General features: G+C 61.7%; 16 protein-coding genes and 1 tRNA gene. 5 read left to right on the plus strand and 12 right to left on the minus strand.

Annotated features, from left to right (window positions below):
* Window positions 1-105 precede the first annotated feature (105 nt).
* Window positions 106-1449, minus strand: coding sequence for a radical SAM family heme chaperone HemW (hemW, locus tag GYM67_RS04910; RefSeq protein WP_220235876.1), 1344 nt, complete (start codon window positions 1447-1449; stop codon window positions 106-108).
* A gap of 4 nt (window positions 1450-1453) precedes the next feature.
* On the minus strand, window positions 1454-3331 hold the full coding sequence (gene lepA, locus GYM67_RS04915) for a translation elongation factor 4 (RefSeq protein WP_220235877.1): 1878 nt from the start codon (window positions 3329-3331) through the stop codon (window positions 1454-1456).
* Window positions 3332-3476: 145 nt separating this feature from the next.
* Between lepA and rpsT the strand changes: the two genes are divergently transcribed.
* Entirely contained in the window at window positions 3477-3737 is a 261-nt protein-coding gene (gene rpsT, locus GYM67_RS04920) for a 30S ribosomal protein S20 (RefSeq protein WP_220235878.1), read from the plus strand.
* 36 nt (window positions 3738-3773) lie between these two features.
* On the opposite strand, the gene GYM67_RS04925 is transcribed toward rpsT, so the two are convergent.
* From GYM67_RS04925 to GYM67_RS04935, 3 genes are all read right to left on the minus strand, one after another.
* Complete coding sequence (locus GYM67_RS04925) at window positions 3774-4580, minus strand: trimeric intracellular cation channel family protein (protein WP_220235879.1); 807 nt, start codon at window positions 4578-4580, stop codon at window positions 3774-3776.
* A 182-nt stretch (window positions 4581-4762) separates the two neighbouring features.
* A complete protein-coding gene (locus tag GYM67_RS04930; protein WP_220235880.1) occupies window positions 4763-5890 on the minus strand; it encodes a branched-chain amino acid aminotransferase in 1128 nt (375 codons plus the stop codon).
* A gap of 187 nt (window positions 5891-6077) precedes the next feature.
* Window positions 6078-6701, minus strand: a complete 624-nt coding sequence (locus tag GYM67_RS04935; protein WP_220235881.1) for a 50S ribosomal protein L25/general stress protein Ctc — start codon at window positions 6699-6701, stop codon at window positions 6078-6080.
* 265 nt (window positions 6702-6966) lie between these two features.
* Between GYM67_RS04935 and GYM67_RS04940 the strand changes: the two genes are divergently transcribed.
* Window positions 6967-8958, plus strand: a complete 1992-nt coding sequence (locus tag GYM67_RS04940; RefSeq protein ID WP_258561444.1) for an AMP-dependent synthetase/ligase — start codon at window positions 6967-6969, stop codon at window positions 8956-8958.
* A 6-nt stretch (window positions 8959-8964) separates the two neighbouring features.
* Here the strand turns inward: GYM67_RS04940 and era are convergent, their stop codons facing one another.
* The 6 genes from era to GYM67_RS04970 all read right to left on the minus strand — a co-directional run bounded on the left by era (window position 8965) and on the right by GYM67_RS04970 (window position 14272).
* Window positions 8965-9918 (minus strand): GTPase Era, encoded by a 954-nt coding sequence (gene era / locus GYM67_RS04945; RefSeq protein ID WP_220235883.1) that lies wholly within the window; start codon window positions 9916-9918, stop codon window positions 8965-8967.
* Window positions 9915-11327 (minus strand): hemolysin family protein, encoded by a 1413-nt coding sequence (locus GYM67_RS04950; RefSeq protein WP_220235884.1) that lies wholly within the window; start codon window positions 11325-11327, stop codon window positions 9915-9917. The genes era and GYM67_RS04950 overlap by 4 nt, the downstream gene beginning before the upstream one ends.
* Window positions 11320-11874: an rRNA maturation RNase YbeY gene (gene ybeY / locus GYM67_RS04955; RefSeq protein WP_220235885.1), complete on the minus strand. Its 555-nt coding sequence runs from the start codon at window positions 11872-11874 to the stop codon at window positions 11320-11322. The genes GYM67_RS04950 and ybeY overlap by 8 nt, the downstream gene beginning before the upstream one ends.
* Window positions 11871-12986, minus strand: a complete 1116-nt coding sequence (locus GYM67_RS04960) for a PhoH family protein (protein WP_220235886.1) — start codon at window positions 12984-12986, stop codon at window positions 11871-11873. The genes ybeY and GYM67_RS04960 overlap by 4 nt, the downstream gene beginning before the upstream one ends.
* A gap of 40 nt (window positions 12987-13026) precedes the next feature.
* Complete coding sequence (locus tag GYM67_RS04965) at window positions 13027-13374, minus strand: histidine triad nucleotide-binding protein (RefSeq protein WP_220235887.1); 348 nt, start codon at window positions 13372-13374, stop codon at window positions 13027-13029.
* A gap of 97 nt (window positions 13375-13471) precedes the next feature.
* Window positions 13472-14272 (minus strand): 16S rRNA (uracil(1498)-N(3))-methyltransferase, encoded by an 801-nt coding sequence (locus GYM67_RS04970; protein WP_220235888.1) that lies wholly within the window; start codon window positions 14270-14272, stop codon window positions 13472-13474.
* Between the two features lie 119 nt (window positions 14273-14391).
* Here GYM67_RS04970 and GYM67_RS04975 point away from each other — a divergent pair.
* Window positions 14392-14480 (plus strand) — tRNA-Leu (locus tag GYM67_RS04975).
* On the opposite strand, the gene GYM67_RS04980 is transcribed toward GYM67_RS04975, so the two are convergent.
* Entirely contained in the window at window positions 14462-15334 is an 873-nt protein-coding gene (locus tag GYM67_RS04980) for a MerR family transcriptional regulator (protein WP_220235889.1), read from the minus strand. The genes GYM67_RS04975 and GYM67_RS04980 overlap by 19 nt on opposite strands.
* A 268-nt stretch (window positions 15335-15602) precedes the next feature.
* On the opposite strand from GYM67_RS04980, the gene GYM67_RS04985 reads away from it, so the two are divergent.
* Entirely contained in the window at window positions 15603-17126 is a 1524-nt protein-coding gene (locus tag GYM67_RS04985; RefSeq protein ID WP_220235890.1) for a carboxylesterase/lipase family protein, read from the plus strand.
* Between the two features lie 36 nt (window positions 17127-17162).
* Entirely contained in the window at window positions 17163-18419 is a 1257-nt protein-coding gene (locus GYM67_RS04990; protein WP_220235891.1) for an MFS transporter, read from the plus strand.
* The last annotated feature ends 54 nt before the right edge of the window (window positions 18420-18473 follow it).

An 18473-nucleotide genomic window follows, 5' to 3' on the forward strand; every position in this document is an offset into this window, starting at 1 on the left:
GGACGCGGGCGGGGCCGGCATGCTCCACCCTTGAAGAGCCTGGTCATTGGTGAATAAACACAATAATGCATTCACAGGTGACATCCGTGTAACGTTCCGCAGCGTCTAACGAATTCCTACTGCCTCCAGGACCTGATCGATGACCAGATCATTGAGCAGGCGGCCCCGGCGGGTCACCTGGATCCTGTCGCTCACGGGATGCAGGAGTCCCTGGTCGACCAAAACCTTAAGAATCTTCGGGTCGGCCGGACGACCCGCCTGTCTGGTCAGCCGATCCATTCCTAGGCCTTCAGGCAGGCGCAGGGCCAGCATGACCGTTTCCTCCAGGTCCTGCCTCCAGCCCAGAAGCTCGGCATCCTGCCAGGGCACTTGTCCGGCATCCATGGCGGCTGCCCAGTCCCTGGGGTGGGCGATGTCCCAGGAGCGAATAGCCCGGGCACGCCGCTCCTCCAGGCCGGGCTCCGGCGAAAGCCACCAGTGTGCCATGGAAAGGGCCTCTTGCGCTGTTGACGTTCCTGTGGCTCTGAACCCGGGCGAAACGGAGGGCATGGGCTCCTGCTCCCGGGTTGCTTCCACCGGTGCCATGCCCGTGACCTGGCCTTCCAGAGCACGATAGTGGGAGTGAGCGCCGGGCCCGATGCCAGCCCAGTCCACGTTGTGCCAGTAGCCCAGGTTGTGGCGGCTCTCCTGGCCGGGGCGGGCCCAGTTGGAGATCTCGTACCAGTCAAGGCCTGCCTGGGAGAGCATGTCGTCGGCCATCTCGTACTTGGCCGCCTCGTCATCGTCATCGGGGGCGGGCAGTTGGCCCCGGCGCACAGCACGACCCATCTTGGTGGTGGGTTCCAGGGTCAGGGCATAGGCGGAGACATGGTCCACGCCCAGGTCCAAGGCAGCCTGCAGGCTGGTCCGCCAATCCTCAAGCCGCTCCCCCGGCGTCCCGTAGATCAGATCCACGCTGGCCCTGAGACCCAAATCCCTGGCGGCGGCTACATCGGTGGCCACATTGGCCGGGGTATGAGTGCGGTCCAGGGTGGCCAGGACGCTGGGCACTGCTGACTGCATACCAAAGGACACCCGGTTGATGCCCCCTTGGAGCAGCTGCTCCAGGTAGGCCCGATCCACGGTGTCAGGGTTGGCCTCGGTGGTGATTTCGGCCCCCGGGGTCAACCCCCAGAGGTCGGCCACGGCCTCGACCATGCGCACCAGATCCTGGGCAGGCAGAATGGTGGGCGTTCCGCCGCCGAAGAAGATGGTGGACACGGGCGGCTCTATCAGGCCCCGGGAAGTCTGCCAGGCGCGGACCATGCGCATCTCCTGAATGGCCAGGTCGGCGTAGTGCTCCCGGCTGGCGCCCCCGCCCAGGTCCCGGGCCGTGTAGGTGTTGAAGTCACAGTATCCGCAGCGGCGCATGCAGAAGGGCACATGGATGTAGACCTGGTAGGATCCCACCCGTTCAGCCCTCCTTCTTGGCGGCAGCCCGGATCTTGTCCTTGGTGTCCCGATCCTGGGCCTGGCCCGTGCTCAGGGCGGCGATGAAGGCCTCCTGGGGCACTTCGACATGTCCCAGCATCTTCATGCGCTTCTTGCCAGCCTTCTGCTTCTCGAGCAGCTTGCGCTTGCGGGTGATGTCGCCCCCGTAGCACTTGGCCAGCACGTCCTTGCGCAGGGCGCTGATGGTCTCGCGAGCGATAATCCGCGACCCTATGGCCGCTTGGATGGGGATCTCGAACTGCTGACGCGGAATCAGCTTGCGCAGTTTCTTGGTCATCATCACCCCGTAGGCGTAGGCCTTGTCCTTGTGGACGATGGCCGAGAAGGCATCGATCTTCTCCCCCTGGATGAGGATATCCACCTTGACCAGGTCGGCGGACTGAGTGCCGTCGGGCTGGTAGTCCAGGCTGGCGTAGCCCTTGGTCCGGCTCTTCAGCTGGTCGAAGAAGTCGAAGACGATCTCGGCCAGGGGCATACGGTAGTGCATCTCGACGCGCTCGGGGCTCAGGTACTCCATGGTTCCCATCTGCCCGCGATGGTCCTGGCAGAGCTCCATGACCGGTCCGATGAACTCCTTAGGAGTGATGATGTCGGCGCTGACCACGGGCTCCAGAATCTGGCGAACCTTGCCATCGGGGAACTCGCTGGGGTTGGTCACCGTGTGCTTGCTGCCGTCCTCCATAGTCACCTGGTAGGTGACGTTGGGGGCCGTGGCGATCAGATCCATGCCGAACTCCCTGCTCAGGCGCTCGGTGACGATCTCCATGTGCAGAAGCCCCAGGAAGCCGCAGCGGAAGCCGAAGCCAAGGGCCACGGAGGTCTCCGGCTCGTAGACCAGGGCGGCATCGTTGAGCTTGAGCTTGTCCAGGGCGTCGCGCAGCTCGGGGAACTGGGCGTTGTCGATGGGGAAGAGCCCGGAATAAACCATGGGCTGGGGGTCCTGATAGCCAGGCAAGGGCTCCTTGGCCGGGTTGGACTCGGTGGTGACGGTGTCGCCCACCTTGGACTGGCTGACGTCCTTGACGCCTGTGATCACGTAGCCGACCTCCCCGGCCCCCAGGGCCTTCGTGGGGGTCATATCGGGGCTGATCACGCCCAGTTCGATGGGGTCGTGCACGGTCCCCCGGCCCATCATGCGGATCTTCTGACGCTCCTTGAGTTCGCCGTCCACCATTCTTATGTAGGTGACGATTCCCCGGTAGGAGTCGTAGACCGAGTCGAAGATGAGGGCGCGGGCTGGGGCCTTGGGATCCCCTTTGGGGGCCGGCACCTGGTCCACGATTCGATCCACCAGCTCGCGGATCCCCTGGCCGGTTTTGCCGGACACCCGGAGCACCTCGTCCGTGGAGCAGCCGATCAGATTGGCGATCTCCTCGGCGTGCTTGTCCGGCTCGGCCGAAGGCAGGTCGATCTTGTTGAGGACGGGGATGATGGTCAGGTCATCCTCCAGGGCCATATACAGGTTGGAGAGGGTCTGCGCCTCGATGCCCTGGGTGGCGTCCACCAGCAGAACTGCGCCCTCGCAGGCCTCCAGGGCCCGGGAGACCTCGTAGGTGAAGTCCACATGGCCAGGGGTGTCAATCATGCCCAGGGTGTATTCGACGCCATCCTTGACCCAGGGCAGGCGAACGGCCTGGGACTTGATGGTGATGCCGCGCTCCTGTTCGATGTCCATCCTGTCCAGGAACCGATCGTGCATCTCGCGCTTGGGCACAATCCCGCTCAGCTGCAGGATCCGGTCGGCCACCGTGGATTTGCCGTGATCGATGTGGGCGATGATGCAGAAGTTGCGGATCAGCGATTGGTCGGTGAATCCTGGTTGGTTCTTGGCTTCCTGCACCGGTCTGCTCTCCTCACGTACGTCTGGTCTAACGATTCTAGACGATGCCCTGGGCCGAAGCGCCCGCTCCAGGAGGGTTCTTCTCGCGGTCAGGTGCTAGTATGGTGGTTTGTCTGTACAGATACATTCATCGTTTGGAGCAACATTGGCAAACATCAAGTCGCAGAAGAAGCGGGTCATCACCAACGAAAAGGCGCACCTGCGCAACACGGAGGTCAAGAGCGCGATCAAGACCTCCGTGCGTTCCGTGCGCAAGGCCGTGGATGCCGGTGACAAGGAGGCCGCTCAGGCTGCCTACCAGGTGGCCGCCCGCCGTCTGGACAAGGCCGCCGGCAAGGGTGTAATCCACCGCAACCAGGCCGCCAACCGCAAGTCCGGTCTGGCCAACGCCGTCAACGCCCTCTGAAGCGCCCCACAAGGGCCGGTGATCCAAGCGCTTGGATCACCGGCCCTTTTTGACGCCCGGCTCCCCTTTTGAATTCTCATTGGCATCCTCGTCGTCGTGCTGGATGGTGACGCTGATGTCCGACCGGCCGCGCATCAGATGCCGGATGGCCCTGGTCAGCTGGGCATCGTTGAGCGGCAGCCGGGCCGAGCGCCGGTCCATTGCCCCAGGCACCAGGATGTCGAATTTTACCGAGATGATGCGCAGGACGACCACCAGGGCCACGATGGCCAGGTCCAGAGCCATGTCGACCCGGACCGGATATAGCCCATGCTGCCGGGCGCGCGCGGAGGCTAGGGTCAGCAAGCAGCCGATCAGGGAAGGCAGCGCGTACCAGTGCTGGTCCTGGATGACTGCAGGCACCTGGTTGAGAAGGATGTCTCGAAGGAGCCCCCCGACCAGGGCCGTGGCCATGCCCATGAAGATGGCTGTCATGCCGCCGGTTCCGCACATCAGTGCCTTGGCGGTCCCGTTGACGGCGAAGGATCCCAGCGCCATGGCATCGGTGACCAGCATGGACCAGGTCATCCTGCTGATCTCGGGATGGGCGACAGCCACCACCAGGCCTGATGCCAGGGTGACGATGACCGAGCCCTTGTCGGTGATGCCGCTGGGAGGCACCTGGCCCAGCAGGACATCACGGACCACTCCGCCGCCCAGAGCGCTGATCCATGAAACCAAAAGGATGGCGATGATGTCGTAACCCTTGCGCACGGCAGCCAGACCGCCCGAAAGCCCGCAGCTGAAGATGCCCAGGTACTCGATGACCATGAAGATGAGGTTCCCCTCCAAGGCCGTCTTCATCCCGCGCTTCTCCTCCCGGAATCGTCCCGCACTCAAGTCTGTCTATAGATTAGCCAACCCCACAGCTGAACAGGCCGATGATGTGCGCAAGGCCACAAAGATAACGGAAGGCGGCGCAGGGCGACACTTCGCCCTGCGCCGCCTTCCTCTTAAGACCTGCCAGGCAGGCATGGGTTCAGCGTTCAGCAGACCTTCCACATCCAGTCGTGCGGATCCTCGATCTCGCCCAGCTGGATGCCCAGGAGCTCGTTGCGCAAGTCCATGGTGACCTCGCCCGAGCCTCCGTCGGCCACCTGAACGTCGAAGTTCTCGGACTTGAAGCGCCCGATCGGGGTGATGATGGCAGCAGTCCCGCAGGCGAACACCTCGGTGACCTCGCCCGAGCGGATGTCATCCAGCAGGGTGTCCAGACGGATCATGGTTTCCGTCACGTCCCTGCCGTTGTCCTGTGCCAGAGCGATTAGGGAGTTGCGGGTGACGCCGGGCAGAATGGTTCCGGTCAGGCTGGGGGTCTCCAGGTGTCCGTCCTTGTGGACGGTGAACATGTTCATGCCGCCCAGCTCCTCCAGGTAGGTCTTGGTGGCCGCATCGACGAAGCAGACCTGCTCGCAGCCGTGCTCGGCACCGCGGTTCTCACCCAGCAGGGAGGCCGCATAGTTGCCGCCGCACTTGGCAAAACCTGTGCCGCCGGGGCCGGTGCGGAACCACTTGTCCTCCACCCAGATGCTGACCGGCTTGACACCGCCGGCGAAGTATGGTCCCGAGGGCGAGGCGATGACGCAATAGTCCACCGCATGCGGAGCGCGCACGCCCAGGAAGGGCTCGGAGGCGAACATATAGGGGCGCATATAGAGCGTGTACTCGCGCCGCTTGGGCACCCAGTCTGCGTCACGGCGGACCAGGGCCGCGACCGATCCTAGGAAGTCATTGGGCTCGAGCGGGGGCAGGGCCAGGCGCTTGGCTGAGTTGTAGAAGCGCTGGGCGTTGGCATCGGGCCGAAAGAGCCAGATAGAACCATCGTCGTGGTAGTAAGCCTTGAGCCCCTCGAAGGCCTCCTGAGCATAATGAAGCACCGAGGCACCTGGATCAAGGCTCAGCGGCCCATAGGGCTCAACCCTGCGATCCTTCCAGCCGTCATCCGAGGTCCATCCCATGTGGGCCATGTTGTCTGAGAAAAGCTGGCCGAAGGCGGGCTTGTCAATCAGCCGGGCACGTTCCTCGTCAGAGGCTGGATGATCGTTGGGAATGACCTGGAAAGCGTCCGCCAACTCATTGAGTGCCTTCGGGTCGTGATGTGATTGCTCTGCCATTATCTACCACTTCTTCTTGCTGCTGTATCTGGTTGCTCGGGTGCGATGCTTATGGCGATGCCCGGTACCCGAACTATCGCATAGGCAGGCCCAAACCTGTCCGGCGCATTTCGCATAGTGACCGTCTCAGACAAAAAGGCCGCAGGATCGTGATGATCCCACGGCCTTATAGAACGGAACTCTGGGTTCACTCGCCCTGGGCGTCGGCCTCCGGAGCAGCTTCCGCATCGGCCTGTTCGGTCTCCTCGGAGGGGGTCTCCAGGCTCTCCTCCTTGGGGATCTCGACTGAGACGATGGAATCCTCCATATCGTCGATGACCAGCTCGGAGCCCTCGGGCAGCTTGACGTCCTTTGCCAGGATCTTGTCGCCCTCGGACAGGCCCTCCACGCTGATGTCGATGCGCTCGGGCAGGTTGGACACGTCAGCCCTGACCTGCAGATTCTGGGTGTCGATCAGCGCCACGGCGGCGCCCTTGGTCTCGCCGCTGACGAAGACAGGCACCTCCACGGTGACCTTCTCGCCGGCGCGGACCTCGTAGAAGTCGATATGCTCCACCTGGCGCTTGACCGGGTTGCGCTGCACGTCCTTGACCACGGCCGTCTTGGTCTGTCCGCCGAAGCTGATGGAGAAGAGGGCGTTGGCGCGACGCAGGGCCAGAGTGGTCTCGCGCATGGGCAGCTTGATGTAGTCGGGCTGGGCGCCGCCGGCGTAGATGGTGGCGGGAATCTGCTGGGCCACGCGCATGCGGCGTGCCGCTCCCTTGCCGAATTTGTCGCGGACTTCGCCATCGAGCTTAATTGTGTTAGCCATGCTGGCTTCCTTCCTTGAGTGGTTCCTCAAGACCGACCTGGGCCGGTCCTGGCGCATCGCCGCGTCGGATTCCGGACCGCCCATAAGGAAAGGCCGCCGATGATCCAGCCGAGTCGATAACGGAGGCCATAAATCCTCCCTCGCCAAAGCAACATGTGTACTTTAGCACCCAGCCTGCCCTTTTCCAAGTAGGCGGCTATTCTGGACATATCCCGCGATTATTGAAGGAGACAACGTGTCGTTACTAGCATCGGCCAAATCTTTTATGGCACACCAAGTGGGTCATGGGGAGGGACCGACTGGCGAGGAGAATGGGGATCCGTCACAGGCCTCCCCCCGGGCCGCCGAGGAGTCACTCGCCCTGCCCAACACGCATTTCTGGTCGGCCGACTACGCCACCACCACGCGCATGGATCCAGCCTCGGGGCTGCTTTCGGCCACCACCGCCGGCATGGGACCGGTGCCAGACGACATGACTGTCTATGACATCTACGCCGACCGGGCCCGCCGCACCCCCGACCAGCCGGTTCTGCACTTCGTGGAGAACGGCAGCTGGACCTACCGGACCGGCCGTGAGATCCTGCATGACATCAGAACCACCGCCAAGGGCTTCTTGCACTATGGGCTGAAGAAGGGCGATGCCGTGGCCTTCATGTGCAGGACCAGCTACGAGTGGGACATCGTGGATGCCGCAGTCCTGTCCATCGGCGGGGTCATCGCCACCATCTACGACACCGATTCGGCCGAGCAGATTCGATTCATCGTCAACAACTCCGACGCCAGGCTGCTGGTGGTGCAGACCGCTGAGATGCGCGCCAAGGCCGAGGGGGCCGACAAGGACTGCCCTACCCTGGAGCGGATCGCCTGTCTGGAGTCCGGGGCCCTGCAGGAGCTGCAGGCCTACGGGGAGTCGGTCAGCGACACCGAGCTTGACGAGCGGATCAACTCCATCCACAAGACTGACCTCTGCTCCATCGTCTACACCTCGGGTTCCACGGCGGCGCCCAAGGGCGTGGAGATGACCCATGAGCATTACTGCCAACTGGCCAGAAACCTGAACGCCTTCATCCCCAATCTGACCCTTGACCCGGATGGATCCATCCTGCTTTTCCTGCCCCAGGCACACACCTTCGCTCGGGCCATCAGCTACGGGGTCGTCTACGGAACCATGCACGTGTACATATCCTCTGGACTGGCAACCCTGCTGTCCGACCTGCAGGAGTCCAAGCCTACAGTCATTATCGGCGTGCCCAGGGTTTTCGAGAAGGTCTACAACGCCGCCTCCCAGAAGGCCGGGCACGGTATCAAGGGCAGAATCTTTAACGGAGCTGCTCGGGCGGCACGCACCTATATGGAGGACATCTCTCGCCAGGGCTGGCCAACCAGGCGAAGCGCCCTGCGGAGAGCCCTCTACGACCCGCTGGTCTACTCTTCCCTGCGCCAGGTCCTGGGCGGACGGGCCAAGTGGATCGTCTCCGGAGGCGCTCCTCTGGACCCGGAGCTGCTGGGGTTCTTCCGCGGCTCCAATGTCCCGGTCTATGAGGGCTACGGCCTGACTGAGACCACTGCGCCCTGCGCCTTCAACCCCCTGGGCACCCCCTACCACAGGGGCTCGGTGGGCATCCCCTTCCCGGGATTCACCATCCGCATCGCCTCGGACGGCGAGGTGCAGATCAAGGGCGTCTGCGTATTCCACAGCTACCACAAGAACGAGGAGGCCACCCGCGATTCTTTCACTGGGGACGGCTGGTACGCCACAGGCGACTTGGGGCGGCTCTCCCGAGACGGGTTCCTCTTCCTGACCGGGCGCAAGAAGGACCTGATCATCACGGCCGGAGGCAAGAACGTCTCCCCCAGGCCCATCGAGGAAGTCATCGAACGTTCCGAGATCGTCTCCCAGGCTCTGGTTCTGGGCGACAAGCGCCCCTTCATTTCTGCCCTGGTCACCCTGAACGAGTCCGCCCTGCGGCCCTGGCTGGCATCCAAGGGGCTGGATCGCAACATGTCCCTGCAGGAGGCGGCGCAGAACGCCGTGGTACGGGCCGAAGTCCAGGAGTATGTGGACCGGGCCAATGAGGGCGTCTCACGGGCCGAATCGGTGCGCAAATTCATCATTCTGCCCGAGGAGTTCACCCAGGACAACGGGCTGATGACACCATCCATGAAGGTGATCCGGCCCAAGGTCATCGAGCGCTATGCCGACCTGCTGAACACCCGGATGTACACGGCCAAGCGCACCCCGGCACCCCGCCGCTGAGCACGATCAGAACCCCAGGCGATCCAGCTGCCTGGGGTCGGTCTGCCAGTTGCGGGCCACCTTGACGTGCAGATCCAACCGGACCTTGCGACCCATGGTCCGGTTGACGGCAGTACGCAGCTTTTTCTTCACCCGCACCAGATGCTCGGCCCCACGCCCGATGACGATGGGCTTCTGGGAGTCGCGCTCTACATAAATGCCGATCTGAACTGTGTCGCGTCCGCCCTCCGGATCCGGTTCGATGGACTCCACACGGACGGCCAGGGAATGGGGTAGCTCGTCGTTGAGCTCTTCCAAGTAGGCTCCGCGAACCATCTCGGCGATCATATCTTCTGGACGCTCCTCGGTCAGCTGGTCGTCAGGGTAGAGCTGGGGGCCCTCGGGCATGGCATCAATCAAAACCTGTGCCACCTCGTCCACGTTGTCAGCCTCCATGGCGCTGACCGGAACGATCTGAGAGAAGTCTGCAAAGGCGCCAATCTCCAGAAGCTTGTCCACCAGCTGGCTCTTGCCCAGTTGGTCGATCTTGGTCACTATGGCGATCAGGGGCTTTCGCCAGATCCACTTGCCGTCCTTGTCCTTGCGGGCGAAGTCGGACCGCAGCCGGCTGAGAATGCGACGGTCGCCAGGGCCTATGGCTTGGTCGGCAGGCAACAAAAAAGCAATGGCGTCCACGTCCGACAGGGAGGCCTCCACCACGTCGTTGAGCCGCTGGCCCAGCAGGGTGCGCGGACGGTGAATGCCCGGGGTATCCACCAAGACCACCTGGGCCTCAGGGCGGGTCATAATCCCTCGAATAGCCTTGCGGGTGGTCTCCGGCCGGGAGGAGGCGATGGCGATGGGCCTGCCTACCAGGGCGTTCATGAGCGTGGACTTGCCCACATTGGGTCGGCCTACTACTGCCACAAACCCCGATCGGTGGACCGGCGCCTTGGCATCACTGTGTTCTTCCTTGGTCATGAATTCTCCTGACTGCCCTGCCCGGGTTGATCCCCGTCGGCCTGTTGGTCTTCTTGCCCTACACCGTCCTCCAGGGCGATGCTGGATCCGTTGGCTGGCTCGACCACGATGGTGGCGATCTTCTTGCGGCGACCCACGGCTTCTCCTGCGGTCAGCCTGATTCCTCGGGTCACTGCCGATGAGCCTGAGACTGGCACGGAGCCCAGCAGCTTGGTCAGCAGGCCATAGACCGTATCCACATCGTCCTCGTCGATGGTGATCTCGTAGAGCTCCTCCAGGTCGGCAATGGGCGTGCGGACCGGCAACTGCCAGGTGTGTGGGCCGATCTGCTTGGGCTCATCGTGCTGGACCTGGTCATGCTCGTCCTCCAGCTCCCCCACGATCTGCTCGATGGCGTCCTCAATGGTGACCAGACCGGCGATGCCCCCGTATTCGTCCACGACCACAGCCAGGTGGTGGCGGGAGCGCTGCATGTAGTGGAAGAGGTCGTCCACCGGCTTGGATTCAGGCACCAGGACGGGCCGACGGATGATGGAGGCGATCGATCTGTCGCCCTTACGGCTAAAGGCCAGGGCGCGGACCACATCCTTCAAGTAGACGATGCCGACCAGGTCATCCACGTCGTCGCCAATGGCGGGAATGCGGGAGAATCCCGACCGGGAGAAGAGCTTCAGGGCCGAATCCAAAGTGGCATCCTTGGAGATGCAGATCATATCGGTGCGAGGAACCATGATCTCCCGGGTAAGCGTAGTCGACAGGGTCAGCACGTTCTTCAGCATCTCGGAGATCTCCGGATCGAAGGCGCCGGCCTCCACCAGCTGGTCGACCATAGCACGGCCCTGTTCGATCTGGATCTTCTCCAGTTCCTCGTCGTCGGAAAGGTCGCCACGATGGTTTTTGCGGGAACGGGCCTCAGCCTGCCGCCGACGCTTGAAAGGCGTCAGAAGAACGGCCAGCCCGACCAGACGCACGTGCTTGAGCAGCGTTTCCATAGGCTGGCGGGAGCGGCCATGCGGACCCAGAGTGACGGAGACGGCGGCCACCAGGATGGCCATGACCACTCCACACAGCAGCTGCTCCCAGAGGGACAGGCCGCCAAGAGCAGCCATGCTGGCCACCAGGACACCGACCATGATGTCGCAGATGATGCGGAAAAAGGCACAGGCGCTTCCGGTCACCTGCCGTTGGGAGATCAGACTCTGGGCCCGATGAATACGGTCGATTCGCTTCATCCTAGAGAACTGGCTGAGTTCCTGATCGGTCTGCAATCCCAAGATCAAATTGTTGAGACTGGATCGGGTCACCCGGTTGAGTGCACCCTGGGCCTCGGCAAGCGCCAGAGAGAGCACGACCAGGGCGATTACGGCCAAAGCCATGATCACCAAGGCGGCGATGGTCCGCTCACTCATGGGATTTGCCTCCCTGATGGGCATCGCGGCCGTACCGCTCATAGATCTCCAGAGCATTGGTGGCCCCGGCCGGCAGCGCGGCATCCGTGATGGGCCCTTGGCGCAGGGCCAAAAAGGTCAACAGGAGTTGGCGCTGCAATCCAAACATCTGCGCCTCCTGCTCCCTGCTGACGTGGTCATACCCCAGCAGATGCAGGGTACCGTGGATGGCCAGCAACAGCATCTCCTCCATGGTGGAATGGCCGGCTGCCAAGGCCTGCTGCGCCGCCACCCAGGGGCAGATGACGATATCGCCCAGGATTCCCTCCTGCCGATGGTTTTCATCGCCGGGGCGCAGCTCGTCCATGGGAAAGCTCATTACATCGGTAGGACCGTCCAGGTTCATCCAGCGCTCATGCAGCACCGCCATGGGCTCGGGATCGTTGAAGATGATGGTCATGTCGGACTGGGTGCTCACCCGCATCTGGTCCAGTACCCACACCCCCAAGTCGGAGAAGGTCTTGGCATCGATCAGCCATTGGGTCTCGTTGGTCACTTCTACGCTCATGCCTGCTCCCGTCCCCGGTTGCTGGCTTGATCGGCGCGGTCGTAGGCCCGGACAATCTGCCCAACCAGTCGGTTGCGCACAACATCGGCCGCCTGCAGGTGTACGAAGGCAATATCGTTGATGCCGTGCAGCACCTGTTCTATAGTGGCCAGACCAGATGCGGGCCCGCCCAGATCCACCTGGGTGACGTCGCCGGTGATGACCATCTTGGTGTTGAATCCAAGACGGGTCAGGAACATCTTCATCTGCCTGCGGGTGGTGTTTTGCGCTTCGTCCAGGATCACAAAGGCATCGTTCAGGGTACGCCCGCGCATGTAGGCCAGCGGGGCAACCTCAATGGTCTCATCAGCCAGAAGCCGATGGAGCCGCGAGGTGCCCAGCATGTCAGCCAGGGCATCGTAGAGGGGCCGCAGATAGGGGTCTACCTTCTCATTGAGGGTGCCAGGCAGGAAGCCCAGGCTCTCCCCCGCCTCCACGGCAGGCCTGGTCAGAATGATGCGCCCGATGCGCCCGGCCCGGAATTCCTGCACAGCCTTGGCCACCGCCAGATAGGTCTTGCCGGTGCCGGCCGGGCCGATGCCGAAAGTGATGGTATGCGTTTCAATGGCGGCCACGTAAGCAGACTGGCCAGCAGTCTTGGGCCTGATCGGACCCTTGGAGGCCTGGGTCAGAGGGCGGCGACGAACTGCAGCGGGGGCCGCCTGGCGGAGTTGACCGATGCCTTCCAGTGTGTTGTCCTCCTCGGACTCTGCAATGGCTGTCTCCTGATAATTGCGGTCTGTAATGTTAATTGTCCGCCCTTCTGGAGGGGAGTAATCGGCTGCGCCGGCCGTCCCCAAGCGGCGATGGTCCAGTATTCGCCCCACCTGATCGGCATCCACTGGGACCTGGTCGGCTGTCTGCATGAGTTCGGTCAGCAGGTCCCGTATTTGAGCCGCCTGAACGTCCCCCTGCCGGTCTTGAGCCTGCAGCATGATCTGGTTGCCACGAACCAGGATGGACACTGCCGGGAAGGCGCGCTCAATCCTGTCGATGACTGCATCCTCCGGCCCCAGCACCTGAACCGGGTCGATCCCCTCCGGAATCTCCAGGGTTCGCGTAGTTACCGCCACGGATTCCCTTCCTGCACGATGACGATGGTGAACACGGGCATCACTCGGGCAACACCTGTCCGGTCAGGACGTGTGCGTGGACATGGAAGACTGATTGGCCGGCATCCTCCCCCGTGTTGAAAATCAGCCGGTAGGCTCCATGATAGTCCTGATCGGCGATCTGCTGCGCCACCTGGACGATGTGGGCCAGAGTGTCAGGATCAGCCTTGGCCAGGTCGGCCACCGACGCATAGTGGTGACGCGGGACGATCAGGACATGGACGGGGGCCTTGGGGTTGGCATCCTTGAAAGCGTAGACGGTCTCATCCTCATAGACCTTTTCGCTGGGGACCTCCCCTGCCACGATTCTGCAGAAAATGCAGTCCTCCTGTCGATCGTCATCGCTCATGACCACTCCTTGCTTCCTTACTGTTTGCCGAAATTGCTGTTTTTGGTGTTTTCGCTGTTTTCCATCTTATTGTCGAGGTTGTATATTGCGTGCGACTTCATGCGCTGGGCTCAGGGGCCTCTGACTGCCAGCGACCCAGCATGTCCGCCAGCAGGGTCAGGGCCACAGGTCCAGCCAGGGCAGCCCGGAGGATATTGTCCCCCAACCGGACTGCCAGGGCCCCCTCCCTCATCATGGTCTGGACCTCCTGATCGGCAATTCCGCCTTCAGGACCCACAACCACGGCGACCGACGAGCTCTTTGGCAGCTTGTCTACGCGTTTGCGGACCGCATCCCAACCAAGGTCGGCGTCCTGGTGCAGCACCAGGACCAGGCCTCCCTCATCGGTCGCCTTCCGACACCAGGCGGCCAGACCACGGCTGTCCACCTTGCCCAGCAGCCGAGGACGGTAGGCCCTCCGGCTCTGCTCAGTGGCTGCTTCCAAGACGGCCTGCCAGTGCCGGTCGTTGCGGCCTGGCCTCCATTTGGCTATGGACCGATCAGCCTGCCAGGGCATCACTTCATCCACGCCGATCTGGGTGGCCATATCTATGGCTTGCTCGTCCCTGCCGCCCTTAGCCAGGGCCTGGACCAGAATCAGTTCTTTCTCGGGAGGCGCCTGCCGGCCCACAGCGGTGACCTCCACCAGGCCGGTTGAGGCATCTCTGACCAGGGCGCTGATGCGCAGTCCGCTCCCGTCTGATAAATCCAGCTGGTCCCCGTTCTTCAGCCTCATGGAACCCAAGGCATGACGACAAACGTGCTCGGGCAGGGTCAGACGCCAGCCAGCATGGAGCTCATCGCTGGCCAGTGGGGAATCATCGTGGTCGGGATCCAACAGGAAGAGGGGTGCAGTCATGGTGTTAGGCTACAGCCCGCCGCCGAAAAAGCACTCTCCGTGACGACACGCTCCCCCAATCGCTCAGTGCGTGATTCCGCCCAAGATGCTATGATTATTTCCGTTGCAATTACGCACCTGTCCGGGTGGCGGAATGGTAGACGCGCTAGCTTGAGGTGCTAGTGCCTATATATATACAGGCGTACGGGTTCAACTCCCGTTCCGGACACTCGATTCCAGGTCGTTGGAGACTACAGGGATCTCCATCCTGCTCACATATTCATCGAAGTCATTGGACTCGTATTCGCCGATGAGGCAGAACTCCAAGGGATCTCCGTCCACACGGTAGCCCATGGTCTTTAGATCTTCGAGCATCTTGCCATGGATTTGTCTGCAGCGAGCAAAACTGCCCACGAAGGTGCAGGAGGCATAGGTGCCAGCTGGCAGATCATAATCACCGCTAAACCCTGGATCGGGGCAGTAGAGCAGGATGGCCTTGGGCGGGAACCAGCCCTTGACCGGACGTGAAGCATCCACTTGATAACAGGTCAGCGTATTGAGGATCTGCAGCGTCTCGTGGTGCAGTGCCGTGTAGTGGGCGAATGCGAAGGGTATCCTGTCGTAGCCGATCATGTGGTCCGCCACCAGGGCGCAGTGACGCAAGGGACGGTGGACGATTACGGTCCGTGCCGGGGATATGGAAGTCATGGCATGCGTATACTTCTGCAGGCTGCTCAAGAGGCCACGCTTGATGGAGGCCAAATACCGCATCTGGCTGTCAACACGTTCCACCTCCTCGTCAATCAGCGAGAGGGTGGCATCGAAGGTGCGATTTTTCAAGTAATGTCCTATGCGGTCCAGGCTGAAATCCAGCTTCCGAAGGGCCTGTATAACGTTGAGCCGAGCAAAGTCGTCCGGCCCATAAAGTCGATAACCGTTGACCGGATTGCGTCGGGGCACCACCAGCCCGATCTGCTCGTAGTAATACAGGGTCTCAGTGGTGATGTCGTACAAGCGTGCCGTCTGACGGATGGTGTAGCCCTCCTCGATCAGGCTCTCTGTGTCATCTACCTCGGCTTCCATGGCTGCCTCCTGCACGGGTCTGGTCCGACCCTAGGGTTTTTCCATACTCCCCTCCCCCTGCATCTTTATGGACGTAATCCATCGTATCAGCCTGAAATCCTCGTTCTGTCAGTGTTTTGCCCCCTATATGAATCTTCAGACCCAAAGCTGCACACTGCCCTTCCACCCGATTTGACCTTCGGCTGACACCAGGCCATAGGGTGACATTTATCCAGGGTCGACGGGGACACAGCCGCCGACCGATCATTACTTCCTGGAAAGGAAAATCATGCCAACTGTCACCACAGAATTTGGCACCTACCATGGCATCACCACCTCTCAGGGGACTGTCGCCTACCTGGGCATCCCCTACGCCAAACCTCCCGTGGGCGCACGCCGCTGGAAGGCCACGGAGCATCTGGATCCCGAGCACCGCGACTACGACTGCACTCACTTCGGGGATTCCGCCCTGCAAAAATACGACCCAGTCATGTATGCCTCACGCCGCCAGCAGAGCGAGGACTGCCTGACCCTGAACGTCTGGGTCGGCCATGAGGGCGCCCAAAGGCTGCCCGTCATGGTCTTCATCCACGGCGGCGCATACGTGGAGGGCGGTTCGTCCGACCCCATGTACGACGGAAGCAACTTCACCAAGCGCAACGATGTCGTCTATGTCACCATCAACTACCGGGTCAACCTCTTCGGGTACATGAACCTGGCCGGATTGCCTGGGGGCGACGAATACCGGCAGTCAGGCTATCTGGGACTCATGGACCAGGTCGCCGCCCTGCAGTGGATTCAGGAGAACATCGCCGCTTTCGGCGGAGATCCTGACCGGGTCACCCTCTTTGGCGAATCATGCGGTTCAGGCTCCACTATGCTGCTGACCGTCGCTCCAGCTGCCAAGGGGCTCTTCCAAAGAGCCATCGGCGAATCCGGCCCCATCCAGCTCTACAACACCCCGGAATCCACGGCTCCCTACGCACGCGAGTTCATGGAGATGATGGGTTGCAAGACTGCCCAGGAGCTGGCGGCCCTGCCTGTCGGCGACATCATGATGAAGTTCACCGGAGAGTTCTTTACCAAGCACATCCATGAGATCTCGCTGATCTTCGCTCCCACCACCGATGGCGACTACCTTCCGGCCAAGCCCCTACAGGCATTCAAGGACGGTGCCGCAAAGGACGTAGAGATCATGCTGGGCTGCAACGCCGACGAGTTTGCCTACTGGAAGCTCTACTTCAAGGACTTTGGCAACGAAATGCCTGACTTCTGGCACCACCAGGCTATCTTCCACTTTGATGGCAAGTTGGACTCCGAACACTACGAGAAGCTCTGGGAGCAGGCCCACCCAGGAGAAGATCCCGCCGAGCGCTACTTGGAGTACGCCAACCAGATCGGCTTCAGGGTTGGCACCAACCTCATGTGCGAGTACCAGTCCAAGTACAGCACCGTCTACCAGTACCTGTTCACCTACGCCTCCAAGATCCCCGGAATGGGATCATGCCATGCCATTGAACTGCCCTTCGTGCTGCATAACACCCAACGGCCTGACCTGCCCGAGACCTTGACCGGCGAGGTGCCGCCCATGCATCTGTCGGACGAGATGAACGACGCCTGGTGCTCCTTCGCCGCCACCGGCCATCCTGTCAGCGGCGTAGGCGATGCCTGGAAGCCCTACAGCATCGACCATCCAGACACCATGGTCATCGACGAAAACGGCTGGAACCTGCGCCGGGACGTCAACAAGGAGAACATCGATCTGCTCCGTCCGGCATTCGAGGAGTGCCTGTTGGATGGAGACCGTCACTAAGCTGCCTGTTCCACGTAAACCGTGGAGGGAGAGAACATGAACACTCGAAAATCATCCAATTACCGCTGGGTCATCGCGGCCGTGGTCTGCCTGATCGGCATCCTGTCCAACTACATGCAGTACCAGATATCCGCTCTGGCGGTCTACCTGATGCCCATGCTGCACATCGACCAAGCCGGATTCTCGACGCTGCTGCTCATGCCCATGCTGACTGCAGTATTTCTCAGCATCCCCATGGGCACCATCGGTGACCGTGTTGGCCCCAAGAAGGTAGTCCTGACCGGTCTGGCCATAGCCGTGGTCGGCGCCTACATCAGGACCTTTGGCCTCAACTTCCCGCTGCAGATGCTCTCAATGTTCCTGCTGGGGGCCGGCATTGCGGCTTTGAACGCCAATCTGGTCAAGATCTTCAGCGTCTGGTTCGGCGATCAGACGCAGATTGCCATGGGATTCTTCTATGGATCGGCCGGCATCGGGGTCATTCTGGCCCAAATGGTTGCTCCCCGGTTCTCGGTGCGCAACTCCTATCTGAGCGCAGCTATCATCCTGACGGTGGCAAGCCTGCTCTGGGTCTTTCTGATTCGTGACGCTCCTGAAGGAGTGCATCTGCCACCAGCCACCGATTCTCCGCTCAAATACTTTAACGTCGCAGCACGGAGTCGCAATGTCTGGCTGATCGCCCTCTGCTACGGCTGCTCCATGGCTGCATCTACCGCCTTCGCTGGATTCATTCCCCAAACGCTGATCAACAACAACGGCTTCAACAAGACATCAGCCGGTCTTGTCGCCTCAGCAGCGGCCCTGGGCTCCATCGCAGGATCCATCGTCGGGCCCATGATCAGCTCTCGTCTTGGCAAGTGGAAGGGTTACCTCTTCGCCACCATTCTGGTGGGTACGGCACTCATGGTCTACTTCTGGGCAGTGGTGCTGATGCTGAAGAAGGCCCCTGTTGTGGGTTTGCTCTGCTGCATCATGTTCATTTCAGGCGCCTTTGGTGCCATAAACGGCCCCATCGTCCAGGCCATGCCCTTCGCCCTGCCTGAGATTCGCGGCAAGTATGCCGGAAGCGCCGGTGGTCTGGTCAGCACTGTTGGTCTTCTCTGCGCCTTCCTGTTGCCTATCATCATCTCCTCGATCAGCAAGGGCAACTACGTGCTCAACCTGGGGCTGGAAAGCATGATCTTCCTGCTCTCCGATGTCTTCGTCCTGCTGCTGCCGGAGCTTGGCCCTCAGGGCGACATCGCAAAGCGCATTGCTGCCGCCGATAGTCAGGCTGCACAAGAGAGGCAGTGATAGCTTACCTGAGCTGAATTTCAACTGCCCTAGGCGGCGCGACCGGATGTTTTC

Source organism: Bifidobacterium asteroides (genome assembly GCF_019469425.1).
In the GTDB taxonomy this organism is placed as follows: domain Bacteria; phylum Actinomycetota; class Actinomycetes; order Actinomycetales; family Bifidobacteriaceae; genus Bombiscardovia; species Bombiscardovia asteroides_I.

Excerpts from the sequence above, each read along its gene's own strand:
- GYM67_RS04925 (WP_220235879.1), bottom strand. The coding sequence starts at position 4,580 with ATGAAGACGGCCTTGGAGGGGAACCTCATCTTCATGGTCATCGAGTAC.
- GYM67_RS04930 (WP_220235880.1), bottom strand. The coding sequence starts at position 5,890 with ATGGCAGAGCAATCACATCACGACCCGAAGGCACTCAATGAGTTGGCG.
- GYM67_RS04935 (WP_220235881.1), bottom strand. The coding sequence starts at position 6,701 with ATGGCTAACACAATTAAGCTCGATGGCGAAGTCCGCGACAAATTCGGC.
- GYM67_RS04940 (WP_258561444.1), top strand. The coding sequence starts at position 6,967 with ATGGCACACCAAGTGGGTCATGGGGAGGGACCGACTGGCGAGGAGAAT.
- era (WP_220235883.1), bottom strand. The coding sequence starts at position 9,918 with ATGACCAAGGAAGAACACAGTGATGCCAAGGCGCCGGTCCACCGATCG.
- GYM67_RS04950 (WP_220235884.1), bottom strand. The coding sequence starts at position 11,327 with ATGAGTGAGCGGACCATCGCCGCCTTGGTGATCATGGCTTTGGCCGTA.
- ybeY (WP_220235885.1), bottom strand. The coding sequence starts at position 11,874 with ATGAGCGTAGAAGTGACCAACGAGACCCAATGGCTGATCGATGCCAAG.
- GYM67_RS04965 (WP_220235887.1), bottom strand. The coding sequence starts at position 13,374 with ATGAGCGATGACGATCGACAGGAGGACTGCATTTTCTGCAGAATCGTG.
- GYM67_RS04970 (WP_220235888.1), bottom strand. The coding sequence starts at position 14,272 with ATGACTGCACCCCTCTTCCTGTTGGATCCCGACCACGATGATTCCCCA.
- GYM67_RS04980 (WP_220235889.1), bottom strand. The coding sequence starts at position 15,334 with ATGGAAGCCGAGGTAGATGACACAGAGAGCCTGATCGAGGAGGGCTAC.
- GYM67_RS04985 (WP_220235890.1), top strand. The coding sequence starts at position 15,603 with ATGCCAACTGTCACCACAGAATTTGGCACCTACCATGGCATCACCACC.
- GYM67_RS04990 (WP_220235891.1), top strand. The coding sequence starts at position 17,163 with ATGAACACTCGAAAATCATCCAATTACCGCTGGGTCATCGCGGCCGTG.